Here is a 20,236-nt window from a genome sequence, read left to right on the forward strand (position 1 = left end):
GCATTTGCCACTGCTTTTTTGCTTGATGCGGATGGATTACCAGCGGTGGTTTAACAAAATATGACCGCCATAAGCGGCATAGTTGTTTTCACCCCATTCGCCGCTGGCGCGAAGTGAAATCGTCGTGGTCTCGTTAAGATTGCCAGTAATACCCAGCTCTACCTGACCACGATCCTCCGGCGTATCATTACTTACGGTTTCGTCGTTGAAGGCCAGATCGTTTTGACCTGCACCCTTCAGCCAGTTCACCGCAACGTATGGCTGCCAGGCCGTGACGTCCTTTTGCTGGAAATAGCTGGATTTCACACCCAGACGACCGAAGACGCTGTCGTTATCCAGAGTCGTCACCCGGACGCCATCACGATCTGTATGATTTTCCTGATCAAGATAGCTGTAGATCACCTGCGCCTGAGGCTCGATCTTCCAGGTACGCTCGTTTTCAGATGGGATAACCCACGCATGGCCGACTTCAACAGACGCGGCAAAACCTTCGCTGTTGTAATCCTCATCGTTGCGGTTGCTGGTCACTTTGTTGTTGTACCAGCTGTAGGCGGCCCAGGTATCAATGTAACTGCCCAGGCGTAATTTCTGATCTTCCTGCCAGGTGGCGTAGAGCCCAACGTTGAAGCCATCGACTTTACCCTGTGCGTCACGCACGTTGTGTTTCGCATCTGAGTGGGTCTTCGCCTGGCCTGCACCGAACATGCCACCGGCACGCAGGATACCGCTGTCCATTGGCTTGCTGAGGAAATCGCTGCCGACTTGCAGAACGGTGGTCGTGGTGTCGTAGCTGACTTTATCGCCGCCTGCATCATTTTCATGGTAACGACCTTTTACATACATCCAGGTATTCAGATCGTCTTCGTTACGGAAAGTGAGCTGATCGCGATCGTCACGTTTGTGCAGGAACATACTCTGAGCAGCCAGATAGTTACCTAAATACGCGCCCACTTCAGGTGCCATCACTTCTGGTGCTGGGGTATTGCCGCCGCCGTTATCGCTATTATCACCACCGTCGCCGTTATCATTGCCGCCGCTGTTGCCGTCATCGTCGGTATTGCTGCCATTGTCACTGTTACCGCCATTATCAGTGTTACCGCCATCGTCGGTATTGCCACCGTTGTCGGTATTATCACCGTCATCGGTATCATCTGTTGGATCGACAGGTGGCGTGGCCTTCGATTCCAGGTACCAGTTCCCGTCACTATGCTGGTAAAGAGAGTATTCGTATGCGCCTGCCACAACCGGTTTGGCCAGCGTCAGCTGTGCTTCAGAGCTGCCGGCGACGCTGACAATCTCCATGCCGTTCACGGTCTGTGCGCCAAGTCCACCCATGTTGCTGACGGTCACACCGGACTGGCCAAAACTGCTGCCGGTTATTGTGAGATGATCGGTAGGTGCCGTGTCAGTACCCAGCTCGCTGTTTAACACAATCTGGCTACCTTCTGCGCCGGTATAGTCACCATTAATGGTAAAGTCATTACCCACGCTGTGGTCGGCAGCACTGAGCAAAAGCGTGCCGCTGTTGGTCACGTTGCCGTTAATGGTATCAATGCCGGCGTTTCTGAGGGTTGCATTACCCTCAATTGCATTCCACGCTGCCAGCGTACCGCCGCTGAGAATAGTGATGTTGTTGTAGACGGTTCCTGCGGTGGCAAACTTTGCCCCGTTCTGCACGGTGAGAGTGGCATTGCTGTTTTCAACACCTAACGTTGCGCCTGCCGCTACCAGCGTTGTGCCGTTTCGCAGGGTCGTATCGCCGGTATAGCTGTTGTTGCCGGTCAGCGTCAGCGTATTCGCATCAACTTTCTCTACGTTTCCGCTGCCTGTCATGTCGGTAGAAAACGTGAAATTGCCTCCCTGGTTAAAAATAACCGTACCATTGTTGGTTAGGCCACCGCTGAGACTTGCCATACCTTCGCCATTGCCCAGCTGGAGCGTGGCTTCATTCGCCACCAGCGTATTGCCAGCATTGGAAACGGTACCCGCCAGGGTCAGGTTGCCGCTATTCACCTGCAGTGAATCACCGGCACCAATGATGTCGACGTTACCCGTCAGCGCCCAGTCTTCACCGTTCATTTTGACAGAGGCGAAACCATCGCCTTCGTTCAGCCCGATAAAATTGCTGTCTTCTGTACCGGTGCCTACCAGGGTCAGGGTGTTACCGGTTGAAAGCGTGGAAATGACATCGCCAGACAGGTTTGAACCTGTGTTGAGGGTGAGGGTATTATTTTTGTTACTGGCGAACATTATAGCTGTCTTGCCACCACCAATTGAGCCATTGTTAATGATGTCAGCCTTCGCGGTATCCGTTACGTTGATACCATTCTGATCACCCTGAATGGTGCCGGTATTGATGATTTTGGTTCCACCACCGCTGAGTTTGATACCATCTTCGCTTGTGCCGATAATCGAGCCATTATTATCAATCACAATTCCGGCGTCAGTAGCCAGACCTGTATTGCCTTTAATGATGCCTGTTTCCGTATTTGATATGCTAATTGCAGAGGAATCTTCATTAACAAAAATACCCTTTTCAAAGCCGGTTATGTTTCCTTTGTTGGTTAAACTACCCTGCATCGTGACTATGTTTACAGCGTTCTTTGTTGCGGAGGAAATGGTAGCGCCAGCATTATTATTAATATCGAGTGGCTGCGCGCTAGTGTTTATATCAAGTCCATTCGAAGTGCCGGAAATATTCCCATTGTTTGTTATTGAACTGACTTTAAATCCTGAGGCGGAAACAGCGGCTAAATCGCCAGACGATGACACAGTAATATCTTTATTGATGACGTATTCGGTATCGGCGGAGAAGTCTTGCGGGGCAGAGGTTGACTGGTCGATGGTGCCTGCAGAACTGATTATTGGTGTAAAAACAAGCAGGGCGGGAAATAATCTCCCCAGTAACTGGGTGGTCCTGTTTAATTCCAGACGTTTTACTTTCATATTCACATCCATTTAAAAGGAAATTCGAAGTGAAGAAAAATATTCTCTTTCAGGTTTTAAAGAAAAGCGTTGAGAGGAGTGGGTTGAAATTATTATGTTTTCAATGTGTTATGTATACTTCGATTTATTAAAATGCAAATTTAATAAATCTAAATATGACACGGTTATAAATAATGCAGTGTCAATTATTTGTGAGAGGAATATATTTTCAGGTGTTCAAATAAGTACTGGAAAACCCCTGCGAACTGGCACTCAAGAGTAGCAATACTTGCGTTTTGCTCCCGACGCGTCACTGAACACTTTCAGCGGGCGGGTTAACTGTCTACACTCACATCTACAAGAGAGAAGACAGTCAAAACAGGCCGATTCATGATTCTGATAATTTATGCGCATCCCTATCCGCATCACTCCCATGCGAATAAGCGCATGCTTGAACAGGTAAGGACACTCGACAACGTAGAGATACGTTCCCTCTATCAACTTTATCCTGATTTTAACATCGACATCGCCGCTGAACAGGAGGCGCTCACTCGCGCCGATCTGATCATCTGGCAACACCCGATGCAGTGGTACAGCACACCTCCGCTCCTCAAATTGTGGATCGACAAAGTCTTTTCCCACGGCTGGGCGTATGGTCACAACGGGCATGCGCTGAAGGGAAAAAGCCTGATGTGGGCTGTGACCACCGGTGGTGGAGAAAGCCACTTCGATATTGGCTCTTTCCCGGGTTTTGAGGTGCTGGCACAACCGCTTCAGGCGACAGCACTCTACTGTGGTCTTACCTGGCTTCCTCCATTTGCTATGCACTGCACATTTGTTTGTGACGATGAGACGTTGCAGGCGCAGGCTCGTCATTATAAACAACGCTTACTTGAGTGGCAGGAGACGCATAATGGATAGCCATACGCTGATACAGGCGCTGATTTACCTTGGCGCGGCGGCGCTGATTGTGCCCGTGGCGGTTCGCCTGGGGTTGGGCTCCGTGCTGGGCTACCTGATCGCCGGGTGTGTTATCGGACCCTGGGGATTTCGCCTGGTCACCGACGCGGAGGCGATCCTGCATTTCGCCGAAATTGGTGTCGTACTGATGCTGTTTGTCATTGGTCTGGAACTTGACCCGCAGCGGTTGTGGAAGCTGCGCGCCTCAGTGTTTGGCGGCGGGGCGCTACAAATGGCGGCCTGTGGTCTGCTGTTGGGCGGCTTCTGTATTCTGCTGGGAATGGACTGGAAAGTGGCAGAGCTTATTGGCATGACGCTGGCACTCTCTTCGACGGCGATCGCCATGCAGGCAATGAACGAGCGAAACCTGACCGTTTCACAGATGGGACGCAGTGCGTTTTCGGTGCTGCTGTTTCAGGATATCGCGGCCATTCCGCTGGTGGCGATGATCCCGCTACTGGCCGCAAGTGGGACCTCCACCACGCTCGGCGCTTTTGCCCTCTCTGCGTTGAAAGTGGTCGGTGCGCTGGCACTGGTTGTCCTGCTTGGCCGGTATGTAACACGTCCGCTGCTTCGATTCGTCGCCCGCTCGGGGCTGCGGGAAGTGTTCAGTGCCGTGGCGCTGTTCCTGGTGTTTGGTTTTGGTCTGCTGCTGGAGGAAGCCGGGCTGTCGATGGCGATGGGAGCCTTCCTCGCGGGCGTTCTGCTGGCCAGTTCAGAGTATCGACACGCGCTTGAAAGTGATATCGAGCCATTTAAAGGACTGCTACTGGGGCTGTTTTTCATCGGGGTCGGGATGTCTATCGACTTTGGCACGCTGGTCACGCATCCACTGCGGATCCTCATCCTGCTGGTCGGTTTCCTGGTCATCAAAATGGTGATGCTGTTGCTGATCGCCCGTCCGCTTAACGTGCCTGGCAGACAGCGTCTTTGGTTCGCCGTGCTGCTTGGACAGGGAAGCGAATTCGCGTTTGTGGTTTTCGGCGCGGCGCAAATGGCCAATGTGCTCGATCCCGAGTGGGCGAAAGCGCTGACGCTGGCGGTCGCGCTGTCGATGGCGGCGACGCCGATCCTGCTGGTGCTGCTGACGCGTCTGGAAAAAAACGGCAGCGAACAGGAACGTGAGGCCGATGAGATCGATGAGGAACAGCCGCGGGTCATCATCGCCGGATTCGGTCGCTTTGGGCAGATCACCGGGCGTTTACTGCTCTCAAGCGGGGTAAAAATGGTCATCCTCGATCACGATCCGGACCATGTGGATACCCTGCGTAAGTTCGATATGAAAGTCTTCTATGGCGATGCAACACGTGTCGATCTGCTGGAATCAGCCGGGGCAGCGAAAGCGGAAGTCCTCATCAACGCGATTGACGATCCCCAGACCAGTATGCAGCTGGTTGAGCTGGTGAAGGAGCATTTCCCGAACCTGACCATTATCTCCCGTGCGCGCGATGTGGATCACTATATCCAGCTGCGACAGGCGGGGGTGGACGCACCCGAGCGTGAAACCTTCGAAGGGGCGCTTAAGTCTGGCCGCATGGCGCTGGAAAGTCTGGGCCTGGGCGCGTATGAAGCGCGCGAGCGTGCGGACCTGTTCCGCCGCTTCAATACCGATATGGTGGAAGAGATGGTGGCGATGGCGGGCAGTACGGCCACAGAGCGTGCGGCGGTGTTTAAACGCACCAGTGCGATGCTGACAGAGATCATTAATGAGGATCGTAATCATCTGTCGCTGGTGCAGCGTCATGGCTGGCAGGGAACGGAGGAGGGCAAGCATACCGGCGATCCGGCGGACGAACCGGAGAGTAAACCTTCCGCGTGAAGTGGAGTTGCCAGCAATATTAAAAAATTTCTCTCTCTTTACCATGCCGCCAGTCGACGAAAGATTAAGCTTTCCGTATAGTGGCGGCAATTTTTTGCATCCGGGAAATTTTCAATGATCAGTCTGATTGCAGCGCTGGCGGTGGACCGTGTTATCGGTATGGAAAATGCCATGCCGTGGAACCTGCCTGCCGATCTCGCATGGTTTAAACGTACGACGTTAAACAAGCCGGTAGTGATGGGCCGCCTGACCTGGGAGTCGATTGGTCGTCCATTGCCGGGCCGTAAGAATATCGTGATCAGTAGCCAGCCAGGCACTGACGATCGCGTCGAATGGGTGAAATCCGTGGACGAGGCGATTGCCGCGTGCGGTAACGCCGAAGAGATCATGGTGATTGGTGGTGGGCGTGTGTATGAGCAGTTCCTGCCAAAAGCGCAAAAGCTCTATCTGACGCATATTGATGCGGAAGTGGAAGGCGATACCCATTTCCCGGACTACGATCCGGACGAGTGGGAATCGGTATTCAGCGAATTTCACGACGCGGATGCGCAGAACTCACACAGCTACTGCTTCGAGATTCTGGAACGTCGCTAGTTGATAGACCCTCTCCCGGCCGGGAGAGGGAATTCACTCTCAGGAGGCGACTGCCTCGCCTTCCCCCAGATCCAACTGTCGGTTGGACGGCTGCACGAAGTACGTTTTATCTTCCCAGCGTAAGCAGGTTAAATCCCCGCCCCAGCAACAACCGGTATCAAGACCGTAGATCCCGTCTGGCGTGCCTTTCCCTTCTAGCGCGGCCCAGTGGCCAAACACCACGCTGTACTCACTGGTGACCGGCCCGGGAATCGCAAACCACGGTTTAAGCGGTGCAGGTGCGCTTTCCGGCGTCTCTTTGGAATACATATCCAGTTGCCCGTTCGGGAAGCAGAAACGCATCCGTGTGAACGCGTTCGTGATAAAACGCAGGCGCGCCAGACCGCTCAGATCTTCACTCCAGTGATTTGGCATGTCGCCGTACATGGCATCAAGGAAGAAGGGGTAGGAATCGCTCGCCAGCACGGCTTCTACGTCACGCGCGCAGGTTTTGGCCGTCTCAAGATCCCACTGTGGGGTGATCCCGGCGTGTGCCATGACCAGTTTTTTCTCTTCATCGATCTGCAACAGTGGCTGACGACGCAGCCAGTTGATCAGTTCGTCGGCGTCTGGCGCCTCCAGCAACGGGGTGAGGCGATCTTTCGGCTTATTGCGGCTGATGCCGGCAAAGACGGCGAGCAGATGCAAATCATGGTTGCCCAGCACCATGCGAACGCTGTCGCCCAGCGATTTGACGAAGCGTAAAACCTCCAGGGAGCCTGGCCCACGCGCCACTAAATCGCCCGTCAGCCAGAGAATATCCCGTCCTGGCGTAAAGTCGACCTGTTTTAATAATGCGATCAGTTCATCGTAGCAACCGTGAACGTCGCCAATCAGATATGTAGACATTAGATTAATGAATGAGTGTTGTAACGGCGAGACGGAACACAGGAATAGCAACGCGGAACACATTGCCATCGACGTCGACCATTTCATAATGGCCTTGCATGGTACCCAGCGGCGTTTCGATCACTGCACCGCTGGTGTACTGATACTCTTCGCCAGGGGCGATGTGGGGCTGTTCACCAACCACACCTTCACCCTGAACTTCGATTTCACGGCCATTGCCGTTAGTGATAAGCCAGTAACGCCCGAGCAGTTGCACAGGCATCCGCCCCAGGTTGCGAATGGTCACGGTGTAGGCGAAAACAAAACGTTCTTCATCGGGTGAGGACTGCGACTCAACGTAAACGCTTTGTACCTGGACACAGACGCGGGGCGAATCAATCATGGCTTAACTCTCCTTCGGCGGCGCATTTTCGCTAATGTAATTAGCCAGTTTACAGTACTGCTCAACAGAGATGTTTTCTGCTCGCATTGCCGGGTCAATGCCCAGTTCGGCCAGCACGTCAACGGTGAACAGATTGCCGAGGCTATTACGGATCGTTTTACGGCGCTGGTTAAAGGCTTCTGTGGTGATGCGGCTCAGTACACGCAGGTCTTTGACCGGGTATGGCATCGTTTTATGCGGCACAAGGCGCACAACCGCAGAGTCGACTTTTGGCGGCGGCGTGAAGGCAGATGGCGGCACTTCGAGTACCGGGATCACATTGCAGAAATATTGTGCCATCACGCTTAAACGACCATACGCTTTACTGTTCGGCCCTGCAACCAGACGGTTTACCACCTCTTTTTGCAACATGAAGTGCATGTCGGCAATGGCATCAGTATAGCTAAAGAGGTGGAACATCAGCGGCGTGGAGATGTTATAGGGCAGGTTACCGAATACGCGCAGCGGCTGACCCATTTTTTCCGACAGCTCGCCAAAATTCATGGTCATGGCATCTTGCTGATAAATCGTCAGCTTCGGCCCAAGGAACGGGTGCGTTTGCAGACGAGCAGCGAGATCGCGGTCGAGTTCGATAACGGTCAGTTCGTCCAGACGTTCGCCGACGGGTTCAGTCAGTGCTGCCAGACCGGGGCCGATTTCAACCATCGCCTGGCCTTTTTGCGGATTAATGGCCGAGACAATACTGTCGATCACGAACTGATCGTTGAGGAAGTTTTGCCCGAAGCGTTTACGGGCTAAGTGGCCCTGATGGACTCGATTAGTCATTGAGTATTAACAATCATTTTGATGGCGAGATTAAGCGCCGTAATAAAACTGCCGACATCCGCTTTTCCCTGGCCTGCCAGATCGAGCGCAGTACCGTGGTCAACGGACGTTCGAATAAAAGGTAAACCGAGGGTGATATTCACACCGCGGCCAAAGCCTTGGTATTTTAGCACGGGCAGGCCCTGATCGTGGTACATCGCGAGCACGGCATCGGCATTATCCAGGTATTTGGGCTGGAAAAGGGTATCGGCAGGCAATGGCCCGCTCAGGTTCATCCCTTTCGCCCGCATTTCATTCAGCACCGGAATGATGGTGTCGATCTCTTCAGTCCCCATATGCCCGCCTTCACCGGCGTGTGGGTTCAGGCCACAGACCAGAACGTGCGGCTGTTTAATACCGAATTTGGTCTGCAGATCGTGATGCAGTATCCCGATGATCTCCCGCAGCAGTTCAGGGGTGATGGCGTCAGGAATGGCCTTAATCGGCAGATGGGTTGTTACCAGAGCCACCCGCATCGCTTCCGTCGCCAGCATCATCACCACTTTCGGGGTGTGCGATCGCTCTTCAAAAAACTCGGTATGTCCGGTGAACGGAATACCGGCTTCGTTAATCACCCCTTTGTGCACGGGGCCCGTAATCAGGGCAGCAAATTCACTCTTTATGCAACCATCGCAGGCGCGCGCCAGGGTTTCGACAACATAGTGGCCGTTTTCAGTGCTGAGCTGACCCGGAATAACAGGAGTACGAAGAGGGACGGGAAGAAGCGTGAGCGTTCCGGCTTGCTGCGGTGCAGGCTGCTGACCTTCAACGTAAGGGATAAGCGTTAAAGGCAGACCGAGCAGTGAAGCCCGGTCTTGTAACAGTGTTGCATCAGCACAGACGACCAGTTCCACCGGCCAGCTACGTTGGGCAAGCTGGACCACGAGGTCAGGCCCAATCCCGGCGGGTTCGCCGGGGGTGATCACAACACGATGCTGTTTCATTAGTTGCTCAGAACTTTCACGTAAGCGCTGGCGCGTTGTTCCTGCATCCAGGTTGCCGCTTCTTCAGAGAACTTACGGTTGAACAGCATACGATAGGCTCTGTCTTTCTGCGCTGCGTCGGTTTTATCAACGTTGCGGGTATCCAGCAGTTCGATCAGATGCCAGCCAAAGGAGGAGTGTACCGGTGCACTCATCTGGCCTTTGTTCAGCTTCATCAGCGCATCGCGGAATGCCGGATCGTAGATATCCGCAGCCGCCCAGCCCAGGTCGCCGCCCTGGTTAGCAGAGCCAGGATCCTGAGAGAACTCTTTTGCGGCATTCGCAAACGACGTTTTTCCGCTCTTAATGTCCGCAGCAATCTGTTGCAGCTTCGCACGCGCCTGATCGTCCGTCATGATCGGTGACGGTTTCAGCAGAATGTGGCGAGCATGAACTTCGGTGACGGAGATGTTCTGGCTCTGACCACGCAGGTCGTTGACTTTCAGGATGTGGAAGCCAACACCTGAACGGATTGGACCCACGATGTCGCCTTTCTTCGCAGTGCTCAGCGCCTGGGCAAAGATGGATGGCAGTTCCTGAATACGTCCCCAGCCCATCTGGCCGCCTTTCAGCGCCTGTTGGTCGGCAGAGTAGGTAATGGCCAGCTTGCCAAAGTCACTGCCGTTACGTGCCTGCTCAACGATAGCGCGCGCCTGGCTTTCCGCTTCAGCGGCCTGGTCAGACGTTGGGTTCTCTGGCAGCGGGATCAGAATGTGGCTCAGGTTCAGCTCGGTGCTGGCATCGTTCTGGTTGCCCACCTGTTTTGCCAGCGCGTCGACTTCCTGCGGCAGGATGGTGACGCGGCGACGAACTTCATTGTTACGCACTTCTGAGATCAGCATCTCTTTACGGATCTGATTACGGTAGGTTGAATAGCTGATGCCATCATAAGCCAGACGACTACGCATCTGATCCAGGGTCATATTGTTCTGCTTAGCGATGTTAGCGATCGCCTGATCGAGCTGCTCGTCAGTGATCTTCACGCCCATTTTCTGACCCATTTGCAGGACAATCTGATCCATGATCAGACGTTCCAGGATCTGATGGCGCAGCGTTGCGTCATCAGGAAGTTGCTGACCCGCCTGGCCCGAATTGAGCTTCACAGATTTCATCAAACCGTCAACGTCACTTTCGAGCACGACACCGTTGTTAACCACAGCGGCGACCTTATCAACAACCTGGGGGGCCGCGAAGCTGGTATTCGCAACCATAGCGACACCGAGCAGCAGCGTTTTCCAGTTCTTCATACTTTTTCCATTTCAATTAACCGCAAAGCGGATTACGTTGCAAAACAAGCACATTACAAGGAACTGCGGTACGGCAGAATGTTCGAGCGCAGCATCTGCTGCGTGCCCAGGCCGTAGTTGGAGCTCAGGCCGCGCAATTCGACATTAAAGCCAATCACGTTATCGTATTTGCTCTGATTGTTTTGAGTATCCCAGCCGTTAAGCTTGCGTTCGTAGCCGACACGCAGCGCGTAACAGCAGGAGTTATATTGCAGACCAACCATCTGGTCAGCAGGCTTGTTGGCGTTAGTGTCAAAGTAGTATGCGCCCACAATTGACCAGCGGTCAGCGATTGGCCAACTGGCTGCACCCCCCACCTGCGAAATCCCGTCTTTATACTGTTCACTGGTGGCATAGTTCGGCAATGTTGCCTGAATATATTCCGGGCTGGCGTAACGATAGGTCAACTGCACCATACGATCTTCATCGCGACGGTACTCGACGGCTGCACTGCTGGTCGCAATATTGTCGAGACGCGTGTCGTACTGCAGACCCCCGCGTAAGCCCCAGCGATCGGTCATGCGCCAGTAGGTATCGCCCGCCCACACCAGCGAACCTGTTTTGTTGTCTTTCTCCCAGTTGATATTGTCATCACCGGTACGAGACTCGGTGAAATAGTAGATTTGACCAACAGAAACGTTAAAACGTTCAACGGCAGATTCATCATAAACGCGCGTTGTGACGCCGGTCGTTAACTGGTTCGCGGAAGCAATACGGTCAAGACCGCCGTAGGTACGGTCACGGAACAGGCCGCTGTAGTCAGACTGCAGGAAAGCGGAGTCATAGTTCTGGATTTTGCTCTGATCGCGATAAGGCACGTACAAATACTGCATACGTGGCTCAAGCGTCTGCGTATACCCATCCGCCAGCAGACCCATATCGCGCTCGAAGATCAGCTTACCGTCCATTTTGAATTGTGGAAGAACGCGATTCACGGATTCGTCGAGGTCGGTACCATAACGGTTGTTATACCAGTCCACATTTTTCTGCTGGTAATGGGTCGCCATCAGTTTGGCTTCGGTATTCAGACTCGACCAGTTGTTCGACACCGGTAAATTGATCGTCGGTTCTAAATGAACACGCGTGGCTTCCGGCATGTCCGAGTTGGTATTGACGAAATGCACTGCCTGAGCGTAGACGCGGGTATCGAATGGACCAACATCGTTCTGATACCAGTTCACATCCAGCTGCGGTTCTGCACCGTAAGTGCTTCGCGTCTGGCTATCAAACACCTGGAACTGCTTCGTCGACACCGTAGCGTTGAAGTTCTGAATAGCATAGCCAACGCTAAATTTCTGCGTGGCGTAACCATCGGTACTGGAACCGTACTTGGAATCGAAGTCGTTGAAATAGTAAGGATCGCTGACTTTGGTGTAGTCGACGTTAAAACGCCAGACCTGGTCCATGACGCCAGCGTGACGCCAGAAGTACATCCAACGGTGTTTATCACCTTCTGTTGGGTGCTCATCCTGGAAGACTTTATCTGATGGCAGATAATCCAGTTCCATCAAACCGGTACCCGCCTGGGTCAGATAGCGGAACTCGTTTTCCCACATGACGTTGCCGCGCTTATGGATATAGTGCGGCGTGATCGTGGCGTCCATGTTGGGCGCGATGTTCCAGTAATACGGCAGATAGAACTCAAAATAGTTCGAGGTGCTGTATTTGGCATTTGGGATCAGGAAGCCTGAACGACGTTTGTCGCCCACGGGAAGTTGCAGGTACGGGCTATAGAAAACCGGCACCGGGCCGAGTTTAAACCGGGCGTTCCAGATTTCTGCGACCTGTTCTTCACGGTCGTGAATTACCTCACTTCCCACCACGCTCCAGGTATTCGAACCCGGCAGACAGGAGGTGAAGGAACCGTTTTCCAGAATCGTATAGCGGTTTTCACCGCGCTGTTTCATCAGATCTGCTTTACCACGCCCCTGACGACCCACCATCTGGTAATCACCTTCCCAGACGTTCGTATCTTTGGTGTTCAGGTTTGACCATGCTTTCGGACCTTTCAGGATGACCTGATTGTCGTCATAGTGCACATTACCCAGCGCATCCACCGTTCGTACCGGTTCGGCCGCACCTTCCGGCTGCTTCTGGTGCAACTGCACTTCATCTGCCTGCAGGCGGCTATTGCCCTGATTAATATCCACACTGCCCGTAAACGTGGCATTGTCAGGATAGGTTCCTTTAGAACTGTCGGCAGTAATGGTTACCGGCAAGCTATTTGTATCGCCACTCACCAGTGGGCGATTATAACTTGGGACGCCAAGCATACACTGCGAGGCAAGATCGGCCGCCAGCCCCTGTTGACTGTACAGGGCGGTGCCAATCATTGTGGCCAGGAGGGTGGGGATACGTTTTTTCATACGTTATATTTTAGTGTTCCGTCATCAGTGGCTACGGCTTACAAACGCTCAGAGACTATCTTACTCATCAGCGCAGTACCAGCGTTAATCCTGCCCGTTTGCGTGCCAGAGTGTTAGGCTCGCTATCGAATGACGAGTATGATAATGCAAATTATAGGCGATGTCCCTCAATTGACCGTGGCTCGACCACTGTAATGATGGCGTTGCGTCGACAAGGGACATGACTATCCGGGGAGTATATGCAGTATTGGGGTAAAATCATCGGCGTTGCGTTCGCCATCATCATGGGTGCCGGGTTTTGGGGCATCGTACTTGGCCTGATTATTGGCCATATGTTCGATAAGGCACGCAGCCGCAAAATGGCGTGGTTCGCCAACCAGCGCGAGCGTCAGTCCCTCTTTTTCTCCACCACCTTTGAGGTGATGGGGCACTTAACCAAATCAAAAGGGCGGGTAACGGAAGCCGATATCCAAATTGCCAGCGTATTTATGGACCGCATGAATCTGCACGGGGAATCTCGTGTGGCGGCGCAAAATGCATTTCGCATCGGTAAATCGGATAACTATCCGCTGCGCGAAAAAATGCGTCAGTTCCGCAGTATCTGTTTCGGCCGTTTTGATTTAATTCGGATGTTTCTGGAGATCCAGATTCAGGCGGCGTTTGCCGACGGGTCTCTTCATCCGAATGAACGCGATGTGTTATACGTGATTGCCGAAGAGCTGGGGATCTCCCGCATGCAGTTCGACCAGTTCCTGCGCATGATGCAGGGCGGCGCACACTTTGGTGGCGGCTATCAACAGCATCAATCCTCTGGCGGCGGCTGGCAGCAGGCGCAGCGTGGCCCGACGCTGGAAGATGCCTGTAACGTGCTTGGCGTGAAACCTTCTGATGATGCAACAACCATCAAGCGTGCCTATCGTAAGCTGATGAGTGAACATCACCCGGATAAACTGGTCGCGAAGGGCTTACCGCCAGAGATGATGGAGATGGCGAAGCAAAAAGCGCAGGAAATCCAGAAAGCGTACGAGCTGATAAAAGAGCAGAAAAATTTCAAATAAAAAATGGCCCGACACAGTCGGGCCATATTTTTTAGAAGTCCACCGGGGCTTTAAACGTCATTGCGTTGCCAAACGCCGGGTGGGTGATGGTGAGCGTCTGGGCATGAAGCTGCAAACGCGGCGCTGAAGCCAGCGCCTCCGGTGGTGCGTAAAAACGGTCTCCCAGAATCGGGTGCCCCAGCGCGAGCATATGCACACGCAGCTGATGTGAACGCCCGGTAATGGGCTTTAGCAGCACGCGCGCGGTGTTATCCGGCGCGTACTCCAGCACTTCATACTCGGTTTGCGCGGCCTTGCCCGTCTCATAGCACACCTTCTGCTTTGGTCGATTTGGCCAGTCGCAAATCAGCGGCAGATCCACCAGCCCTTCCGCCTGCGCGGGATGGCCCCAGACGCGTGCGACATACTGCTTTTTCGGTTCACGCTCGCGGAACTGGCGTTTGAGTTCACGTTCAGCCGCTTTGTTCATCGCCACCACAATCACACCGCTGGTTGCCATGTCCAGGCGATGAACGGACTCCGCCTGGGGATAATCACGCTGAATACGTGTCATCACGCTGTCTTTGTGCTCATCCAGACGCCCCGGCACGGACAACAGGCCGCTTGGCTTGTTGACCACCATAATGTGCTCATCCTGATAAAGGATAACCAGCCACGGGTCTTGCGGCGGATTGTAAGGCTGCATCACCATCTTGTGCTCCGTTTACTGATGCGTCACAACAATAAGACGCAGGGCATCCAGACGCCAGCTTGCCTGATTCAGGCTTTCCAGCACCTGCTGACGGTTGCTCTCAATCGCGGTCAGTTCGTCATCACGGATGTTTGGGTTCACCGCTTTTAACGCTTCCAGACGAGACAGCTCTGCAGACAGTTTCTCATCGGCTTCCTCGCGTGCGGCATCAATCAGCGTCCTGGCCGCTTTTTCGATCTGCGTTTCACCCAACTGCAGAATGGCGTGCACGTCCTGTTGTACGGCGTTGACCAGTTTGCTGCCCGTGTGGCGGTTTACTGCGCTCAGCTGGCGGTTGAAACTCTCGAATTCAACCTGTGTAGCCAGGTTGGTGCCGTTTTTATCCAGCAGCAGACGCACTGGCGTTGGCGGCAGGAAGCGGGTGAGCTGCAGCTGTTTCGGCGCTTGCGCTTCCACAACATAGATCAGCTCAACCAGCAGCGTACCAACGGGTAATGCTTTGTTTTTCAACAAGGAAATCGTGCTGCTACCCGTGTCGCCGGAAAGGATCAGGTCGAGGCCGTTGCGGATCAACGGGTGTTCCCAGGTGATGAACTGAGCGTCTTCGCGAGACAGCGCCACGTCACGCTCAAAGGTGATGGTGCAACCATCCTCCGGCAGGCCCGGGAAATCCGGAACCAGCATATGATCGGATGGGGTCAGCACGATCATGTTCTCGCCGCGATCGTCCTGGTTAATCCCGACGATGTCGAATAGGTTCATGGCGAAGCTGATCAGGCTGGTGTCGTCATCCTGCTCTTCAATGCTTTCGGCAAGCGCCTGCGCTTTCTCGCCACCGTTGGAGTGGATTTCCAGCAGGCGGTCACGTCCCTGCTCCAGCTGCGCTTTCAGAGCCTCATGCTTTTCGCGACAGGATTTGATCAGCTCATCAAAACCGTCCGTATTTTCCGGCGCTGCCAGGTAACCGATCAGATCCGTATGCACCTGATCGTAAATGGTGCGTCCCGTCGGACAGGTATGTTCGAACGCGTCCAGACCTTCGTGGAACCAGCGTACCAGCACCGACTGAGCGGTTTTTTCCAGGTAAGGGACGTGGATCTGAATATCATGCGCCTGACCGATACGGTCCAGACGGCCGATACGCTGTTCCAGCAGGTCGGGGTTGAACGGCAGATCGAACATCACCAGGTTGCTGGCGAACTGGAAGTTACGCCCTTCAGAACCGATTTCAGAGCACAACAGAACCTGTGCGCCGCTGTCTTCTTCACTGAACCAGGCCGCGGCGCGGTCACGCTCGACAATGGACATGCCCTCATGGAACACGGCGGCTCGAATACCTTCGCGCTCGCGCAGAACCTGCTCCAGCTGCAGCGCGGTGGCCGCCTTGGCGCAGATCACCAGCACTTTCTGTGAACGATGAGCCGTTAAGTAACCCATCAGCCATTCAACACGCGGGTCGAAGTTCCACCAGGTTCCGGTATCGCCTTCAAATTCCTGATAAATCTGCTCCGGGTAGAGCATGTCGCGCGCACGTTCTTCCTGGCTTTTACGCGCCCCCATAATGCCGGAGACTTTTATCGCCGTCTGATACTGCGTCGGCAGCGGCAGCTTGATGGTATGCAGTTCGCGTTTCGGGAAGCCCTTCACGCCGTTACGGGTGTTACGGAACAGCACGCGGCTGGTGCCGTGGCGGTCCATCAGCATATCGATCAGCTCTTTACGCGCGGAACCCGCGTTGTCGCTGTCACTGTTGGCTGCCTGTAGCAGCGGCTCAATATCCTGTTCGCCAATCAGATCGCTCAGGGTGTTGAGTTCGTCATTCGAGAGGCGTTTGCCCGCCAGCAGCATGGCGACAGCATCGGCAACCGGGCGGTAATTATTCTGTTCTTCGACAAACTGCTCAAAGTCATGGAAACGGTTTGGATCGAGCAGGCGCAGACGGGCGAAGTGGCTCTCCAGCCCCAGCTGCTCCGGCGTTGCGGTCAGCAGCAGGACGCCCGGCACGCGCTCGGCAAGCTGTTCAATCGCCATGTATTCACGGCTCGGTGCCTCTTCGCTCCAGACAAGGTGGTGCGCTTCGTCGACCACCAGCAGATCCCACTCTGCGTCGCACAGATGCTCAAGACGCTGCTTGCTGCGGCGCACGAAGTCCAGGGAGCAGATGACCAGCTGTTCGGTTTCAAACGGGTTGTCCGCGTCATGCTGGGCTTCGGCGTAGCGCTCGTCGTCAAACAGCGAGAAACGAAGGTTAAAGCGGCGCAGCATCTCAACCAGCCACTGATGTTGCAGCGTTTCCGGTACCACGATCAGCACGCGCTCGGCGGCGCCAGAAAGCAACTGTTGATGCAGGATCATACCGGCTTCAATGGTTTTACCGAGGCCCACTTCGTCTGCCAGCAGTACGCGAGGCGCATGACGACGACCAACGTCATGGGCGATATTCAACTGATGAGGGATCAGGCTGGTGCGTTGACCACGCAGGCCGCTCCACGGCATGCGGTACTGTTCACTCTGGAATTTACGTGCGCGATAGCGCAGGGAGAAGCGATCCATACGGTCGATTTGCCCGGCAAACAGGCGATCCTGCGGCTTGCTGAAAACCAGTTTGCTGTCGAGCAGCACTTCACGCAGGATGACATTGCTCTCGTCAGTGTCGAGGCGAGTCCCAATGTAGGCGAGCAGACCATTCTCTTCTTTTACGTCTTCAACCTTTAGCTGCCAGCCGTCGTGGCTGGTCACGGTGTCACCTGGATTGAACATCACGCGGGTAACAGGGGAGTCATTGCGAGCGTACAGGCGGTTTTCACCGGTAGCAGGGAAAAGGAGGGTGACCATGCGTGCATCGACTGCAACCACGGTTCCCAATCCAAGTTCGCTTTCTGTATCGCTGATCCAGCGTTGACCAAGTGTAAAAGGCATATGTGTTCGGCTCTAATCTTTAATTGCAGGCAATAGTTCAACCACCGTCAAAAAAGACGGTCATCGAAAAATGGGTCCGGGAGTGGAAAGGGCGCTATGGTACTGGATGGCAGCGATTTCGTCACGTGTCAAAATAGGCCAAGCTGCCCTGTCACTAGTGTAGCAAAATCGTCGTCAATGAACGGCAAAATTCCATCCGCGACGGGCTGAAGCTGGCGCGTCAGGTAGTGGTCGTAGTCCAGCGCAGAGTGTTGATAATCCACGGGCTCTGGCCCGTTTGTCGTCCAGACATACTTGATGGTGCCCCGGTTCTGATACTGCGGGGCGCGCCCCCGACGGACGTTCTCTTCATCCGCCAGACGCGCGGCGCGGACGTGTGGCGGAACGTTACGCTGATACTCGGCCAGCGGGCGGCGCAGGCGTTTGCGATACACCAGCTGGTTGTCGAGCTCGCCAGCCATCAGGCTGGCTATCGTCTCGCGGACGTAGTCCTGATAAGGCTCATTACGAAAGATCCGCAAATAGAGCGTTTGCTGGAACTGCTGCGCCAGCGGAGTCCAGTCTGTGCGTACCGTCTCCAGCCCTTTAAACACCATGCGTTGCTTTTCACCTTCCTGAATCAGTCCGGCGTAGCGTTTCTTGCTGCCCTGATCGGTTCCACGGATAGTGGGCATTAAAAAGCGGCTGAAATGGGTTTCATACTCCAGCTCTAACGCACTGGTTAACCGCTCTTTTTGCAAATGCGCTTGCCACCAGTCGTTCACGAAGGCCACCAGCTGTTTGCCAATTCGCGCGGCTTTCTCTTCGGCGTGCGCGCCCTTCAACCAGACGAAGGTGGAGTCGGTATCGCCATAGATCACTTCATAGCCCTGGGATTCGATCAGCGCCTTTGTCTGGCGCATGATCTCATGCCCGCGCATGGTAATAGACGAGGCGAGACGCGGGTCGAAGAAGCGACAGGCGCTGGTGCCCAGCACACCGTAAAAGGCATTCATGATAATTTTCAGCGCCTGAGAAAGCGGCTTGTTGCCGTGGCGCTTGGCCTCGTCGCGCCCGTGCCAGATCTGTCCCACGATCTCCGGCAGGCAGTGTTTCTCCCGTGAGAAACGCGCCCCCAGAAACCCGTCGGTGCTGTGCATATCGTCCGGCTGCGCCATCCCCTCTACCAGCCCCACCGGATCAATCAAAAAGGTGCGGATAATCGAGGGGTAGAGGCTTTTGTAGTCCAGTACCAGCACGGAGTCATACAGTCCCGGCCGGGAATCCATCACGTAGCCGCCAGGGCTTGCCTGCGGCGGCACGTCCCCCAGGTTCGGTGCGACGTAGCCTGCCCGGTGCATGCGGGGAAAGTACAGATGGCTGAATGCCGCCACGGAACCGCCGTGCCGATCAGCGGCAAGACCATTTACTGTGGCGCGTTCCAGCAGAAAAGGCATGATCTCGGTTTTGTGGAAAATCTGCGTAACCAGCTCACAATCTTTCAGGTTATAGGTGGCAAGTGCCGGTTTGTCTTCGTTGAAGCGGCGGTCGATCTCATCCATTCGGTCCCACGGGTTATCGATGGATTTCCCTTCCCCCAGCAGCTCCTGCGCCACTGCCTCCAGCGAGAAGGAAGAAAAATTCCAGAATGCGGATTTCAGCGCCTCGATGCCGTCGATAATCAGGTGACCGTTGGCCTGCGCGAAGAAGACGCCGTTTTTGAAACCGTGCTCGCGCCATTCCAGTTCGCTATGACCCCGCCCAAGCATGAGCGGGATGCGGTAACGCTCGGCGTGTTTTTGCAGTACCCGCAGGTCGAACTGCACCACGTTCCAGCCGATCAGGACATCGGGATCGCGATCGGCAAACCACTGGTTCAGTTTTTCCAGCAGCTGTGGCCGACTGTTGACGTACTCCAGCCGGAAGTCCAGCGCGGAGGCATCGCCATTCGGTGGCCCGAGCATATAGACAACCCGGTCGCCGCAGCCTTCAAGACCAATACAGTACAGTTCACCGTGACGGGTGGTTTCGATGTCCAGTGAGACCCATTTCAACGGCGGACGGTAGTGCGGGTTGGGTTTCAGGCGGGCGTTAATCAGCCCGCCGTTGTGCGCTGTGCCATCAACCCAGACAGGGGCGGTAATAAACCGCTCCATCAGAAAACGTTCCGGGGGACGAATATCGGCCTCGTACAGGGTGACGCCCGCCTCGCGCAGCAGTTTTTCATAGCGCATCAACTGGCGATGGGCGCGACAATAGAGACCGTAAACCGGCTGGCGATGGAAATCTTTTAGCTCAAGTGGCGTGATGCGCCAGTTGTTTTCACCGCGCAGTAGCTGCTTTGCTTTGTCGATGTGGACTTCAGGAATAAATGCCACGGACTCCTGTGGCGGCAGGGTAACGCGCAGCGGGCCGTTGTCCGTCGCCAGCCAGAACTCCACCTCTGTTCCCTGAGGCGTATCCCGCCAGTGTCGGGTCAGTAAAAAACCTTCTTGCGCCTGCGTCACGCCGTTATCCCATAA

At 54.6% G+C, this 20,236-nt stretch carries 15 protein-coding genes; 5 read left to right on the top strand and 10 right to left on the bottom strand.

Features of this window, described 5'->3' with window-relative positions; genetic code table 11:
• Positions 1-36: 36 nt before the first annotated feature.
• Positions 37-2,580: an autotransporter outer membrane beta-barrel domain-containing protein gene (locus tag ACQG19_RS03460; RefSeq protein ID WP_246932362.1), complete on the bottom strand. Its 2,544-nt coding sequence runs from the start codon at positions 2,578-2,580 to the stop codon at positions 37-39.
• Here ACQG19_RS03460 and ACQG19_RS03465 point away from each other — a divergent pair.
• From ACQG19_RS03465 to folA, 4 genes are all read left to right on the top strand, one after another.
• Positions 2,471-2,962: a hypothetical protein gene (locus ACQG19_RS03465; protein WP_170942758.1), complete on the top strand. Its 492-nt coding sequence runs from the start codon at positions 2,471-2,473 to the stop codon at positions 2,960-2,962. The two genes, ACQG19_RS03460 and ACQG19_RS03465, sit on opposite strands and share 110 nt — an antisense overlap.
• Before the next feature lie 353 nt (positions 2,963-3,315).
• The gene (gene kefF, locus ACQG19_RS03470; protein WP_023620041.1) at positions 3,316-3,846 is read left to right on the top strand and encodes a glutathione-regulated potassium-efflux system oxidoreductase KefF; all 531 of its coding nucleotides are present in this window, start codon (positions 3,316-3,318) and stop codon (positions 3,844-3,846) included.
• Entirely contained in the window at positions 3,839-5,704 is a 1,866-nt protein-coding gene (kefC, locus tag ACQG19_RS03475) for a glutathione-regulated potassium-efflux system protein KefC (protein WP_222169070.1), read from the top strand. The genes kefF and kefC overlap by 8 nt, the downstream gene beginning before the upstream one ends.
• Before the next feature lie 114 nt (positions 5,705-5,818).
• Positions 5,819-6,298 carry a type 3 dihydrofolate reductase gene (gene folA / locus ACQG19_RS03480; protein ID WP_008502023.1) on the top strand — a complete coding sequence of 160 codons (480 nt, stop codon included), beginning with the start codon at positions 5,819-5,821 and terminating at the stop codon, positions 6,296-6,298.
• 39 nt (positions 6,299-6,337) lie between these two features.
• Here the strand turns inward: folA and apaH are convergent, their stop codons facing one another.
• The 6 genes from apaH to lptD are packed head-to-tail and all read right to left on the bottom strand — an operon-like array spanning position 6,338 to position 13,067.
• Positions 6,338-7,186, bottom strand: a complete 849-nt coding sequence (gene apaH / locus ACQG19_RS03485; protein ID WP_020688477.1) for a bis(5'-nucleosyl)-tetraphosphatase (symmetrical) ApaH — start codon at positions 7,184-7,186, stop codon at positions 6,338-6,340.
• A 4-nt stretch (positions 7,187-7,190) separates the two neighbouring features.
• On the bottom strand, positions 7,191-7,568 hold the full coding sequence (gene apaG / locus ACQG19_RS03490; RefSeq protein WP_013095539.1) for a Co2+/Mg2+ efflux protein ApaG: 378 nt from the start codon (positions 7,566-7,568) through the stop codon (positions 7,191-7,193).
• A 3-nt stretch (positions 7,569-7,571) separates the two neighbouring features.
• Entirely contained in the window at positions 7,572-8,393 is an 822-nt protein-coding gene (gene rsmA, locus ACQG19_RS03495; protein WP_013095540.1) for a 16S rRNA (adenine(1518)-N(6)/adenine(1519)-N(6))-dimethyltransferase RsmA, read from the bottom strand.
• Entirely contained in the window at positions 8,390-9,376 is a 987-nt protein-coding gene (pdxA, locus tag ACQG19_RS03500; RefSeq protein WP_057071063.1) for a 4-hydroxythreonine-4-phosphate dehydrogenase PdxA, read from the bottom strand. Before pdxA ends, rsmA begins: the two co-directional genes overlap by 4 nt.
• On the bottom strand, positions 9,376-10,662 hold the full coding sequence (gene surA / locus ACQG19_RS03505) for a peptidylprolyl isomerase SurA (protein ID WP_013095542.1): 1,287 nt from the start codon (positions 10,660-10,662) through the stop codon (positions 9,376-9,378). Before surA ends, pdxA begins: the two co-directional genes overlap by 1 nt.
• Before the next feature lie 53 nt (positions 10,663-10,715).
• On the bottom strand, positions 10,716-13,067 hold the full coding sequence (lptD, locus tag ACQG19_RS03510; RefSeq protein WP_013095543.1) for an LPS assembly protein LptD: 2,352 nt from the start codon (positions 13,065-13,067) through the stop codon (positions 10,716-10,718).
• Between the two features lie 239 nt (positions 13,068-13,306).
• On the opposite strand from lptD, the gene djlA reads away from it, so the two are divergent.
• A complete protein-coding gene (gene djlA, locus ACQG19_RS03515) occupies positions 13,307-14,125 on the top strand; it encodes a co-chaperone DjlA (RefSeq protein ID WP_013095544.1) in 819 nt (272 codons plus the stop codon).
• Positions 14,126-14,156: 31 nt separating this feature from the next.
• Here the strand turns inward: djlA and rluA are convergent, their stop codons facing one another.
• The 3 genes from rluA to polB form a co-directional block, all read right to left on the bottom strand.
• Positions 14,157-14,816: a bifunctional tRNA pseudouridine(32) synthase/23S rRNA pseudouridine(746) synthase RluA gene (gene rluA / locus ACQG19_RS03520; protein WP_194500962.1), complete on the bottom strand. Its 660-nt coding sequence runs from the start codon at positions 14,814-14,816 to the stop codon at positions 14,157-14,159.
• Positions 14,817-14,828: 12 nt separating this feature from the next.
• A complete protein-coding gene (gene rapA, locus ACQG19_RS03525; RefSeq protein ID WP_222169071.1) occupies positions 14,829-17,735 on the bottom strand; it encodes an RNA polymerase-associated protein RapA in 2,907 nt (968 codons plus the stop codon).
• A 128-nt stretch (positions 17,736-17,863) separates the two neighbouring features.
• Positions 17,864-20,221, bottom strand: coding sequence for a DNA polymerase II (gene polB / locus ACQG19_RS03530; RefSeq protein WP_246932364.1), 2,358 nt, complete (start codon positions 20,219-20,221; stop codon positions 17,864-17,866).
• Positions 20,222-20,236: the final 15 nt, after the last annotated feature.

Source organism: Enterobacter cloacae complex sp. 277I4, from assembly GCF_050031465.1.
GTDB classification, from domain to species: Bacteria; Pseudomonadota; Gammaproteobacteria; order Enterobacterales; family Enterobacteriaceae; genus Enterobacter; species Enterobacter cloacae.

What these genes read in the sequence shown, in the direction of transcription:
- folA (WP_008502023.1), top strand. Translation starts at nt 5,819, where the DNA reads ATGATCAGTCTGATTGCAGCGCTGGCGGTGGACCGTGTTATCGGTATG.
- lptD (WP_013095543.1), bottom strand. Translation starts at nt 13,067, where the DNA reads ATGAAAAAACGTATCCCCACCCTCCTGGCCACAATGATTGGCACCGCC.
- rsmA (WP_013095540.1), bottom strand. Translation starts at nt 8,393, where the DNA reads ATGACTAATCGAGTCCATCAGGGCCACTTAGCCCGTAAACGCTTCGGG.
- surA (WP_013095542.1), bottom strand. Translation starts at nt 10,662, where the DNA reads ATGAAGAACTGGAAAACGCTGCTGCTCGGTGTCGCTATGGTTGCGAAT.
- ACQG19_RS03465 (WP_170942758.1), top strand. Translation starts at nt 2,471, where the DNA reads ATGATGCCTGTTTCCGTATTTGATATGCTAATTGCAGAGGAATCTTCA.
- kefF (WP_023620041.1), top strand. Translation starts at nt 3,316, where the DNA reads ATGATTCTGATAATTTATGCGCATCCCTATCCGCATCACTCCCATGCG.
- ACQG19_RS03460 (WP_246932362.1), bottom strand. Translation starts at nt 2,580, where the DNA reads ATGCAGGGTAGTTTAACCAACAAAGGAAACATAACCGGCTTTGAAAAG.
- djlA (WP_013095544.1), top strand. Translation starts at nt 13,307, where the DNA reads ATGCAGTATTGGGGTAAAATCATCGGCGTTGCGTTCGCCATCATCATG.
- apaG (WP_013095539.1), bottom strand. Translation starts at nt 7,568, where the DNA reads ATGATTGATTCGCCCCGCGTCTGTGTCCAGGTACAAAGCGTTTACGTT.
- pdxA (WP_057071063.1), bottom strand. Translation starts at nt 9,376, where the DNA reads ATGAAACAGCATCGTGTTGTGATCACCCCCGGCGAACCCGCCGGGATT.
- rluA (WP_194500962.1), bottom strand. Translation starts at nt 14,816, where the DNA reads ATGGTGATGCAGCCTTACAATCCGCCGCAAGACCCGTGGCTGGTTATC.
- rapA (WP_222169071.1), bottom strand. Translation starts at nt 17,735, where the DNA reads ATGCCTTTTACACTTGGTCAACGCTGGATCAGCGATACAGAAAGCGAA.
- kefC (WP_222169070.1), top strand. Translation starts at nt 3,839, where the DNA reads ATGGATAGCCATACGCTGATACAGGCGCTGATTTACCTTGGCGCGGCG.
- apaH (WP_020688477.1), bottom strand. Translation starts at nt 7,186, where the DNA reads ATGTCTACATATCTGATTGGCGACGTTCACGGTTGCTACGATGAACTG.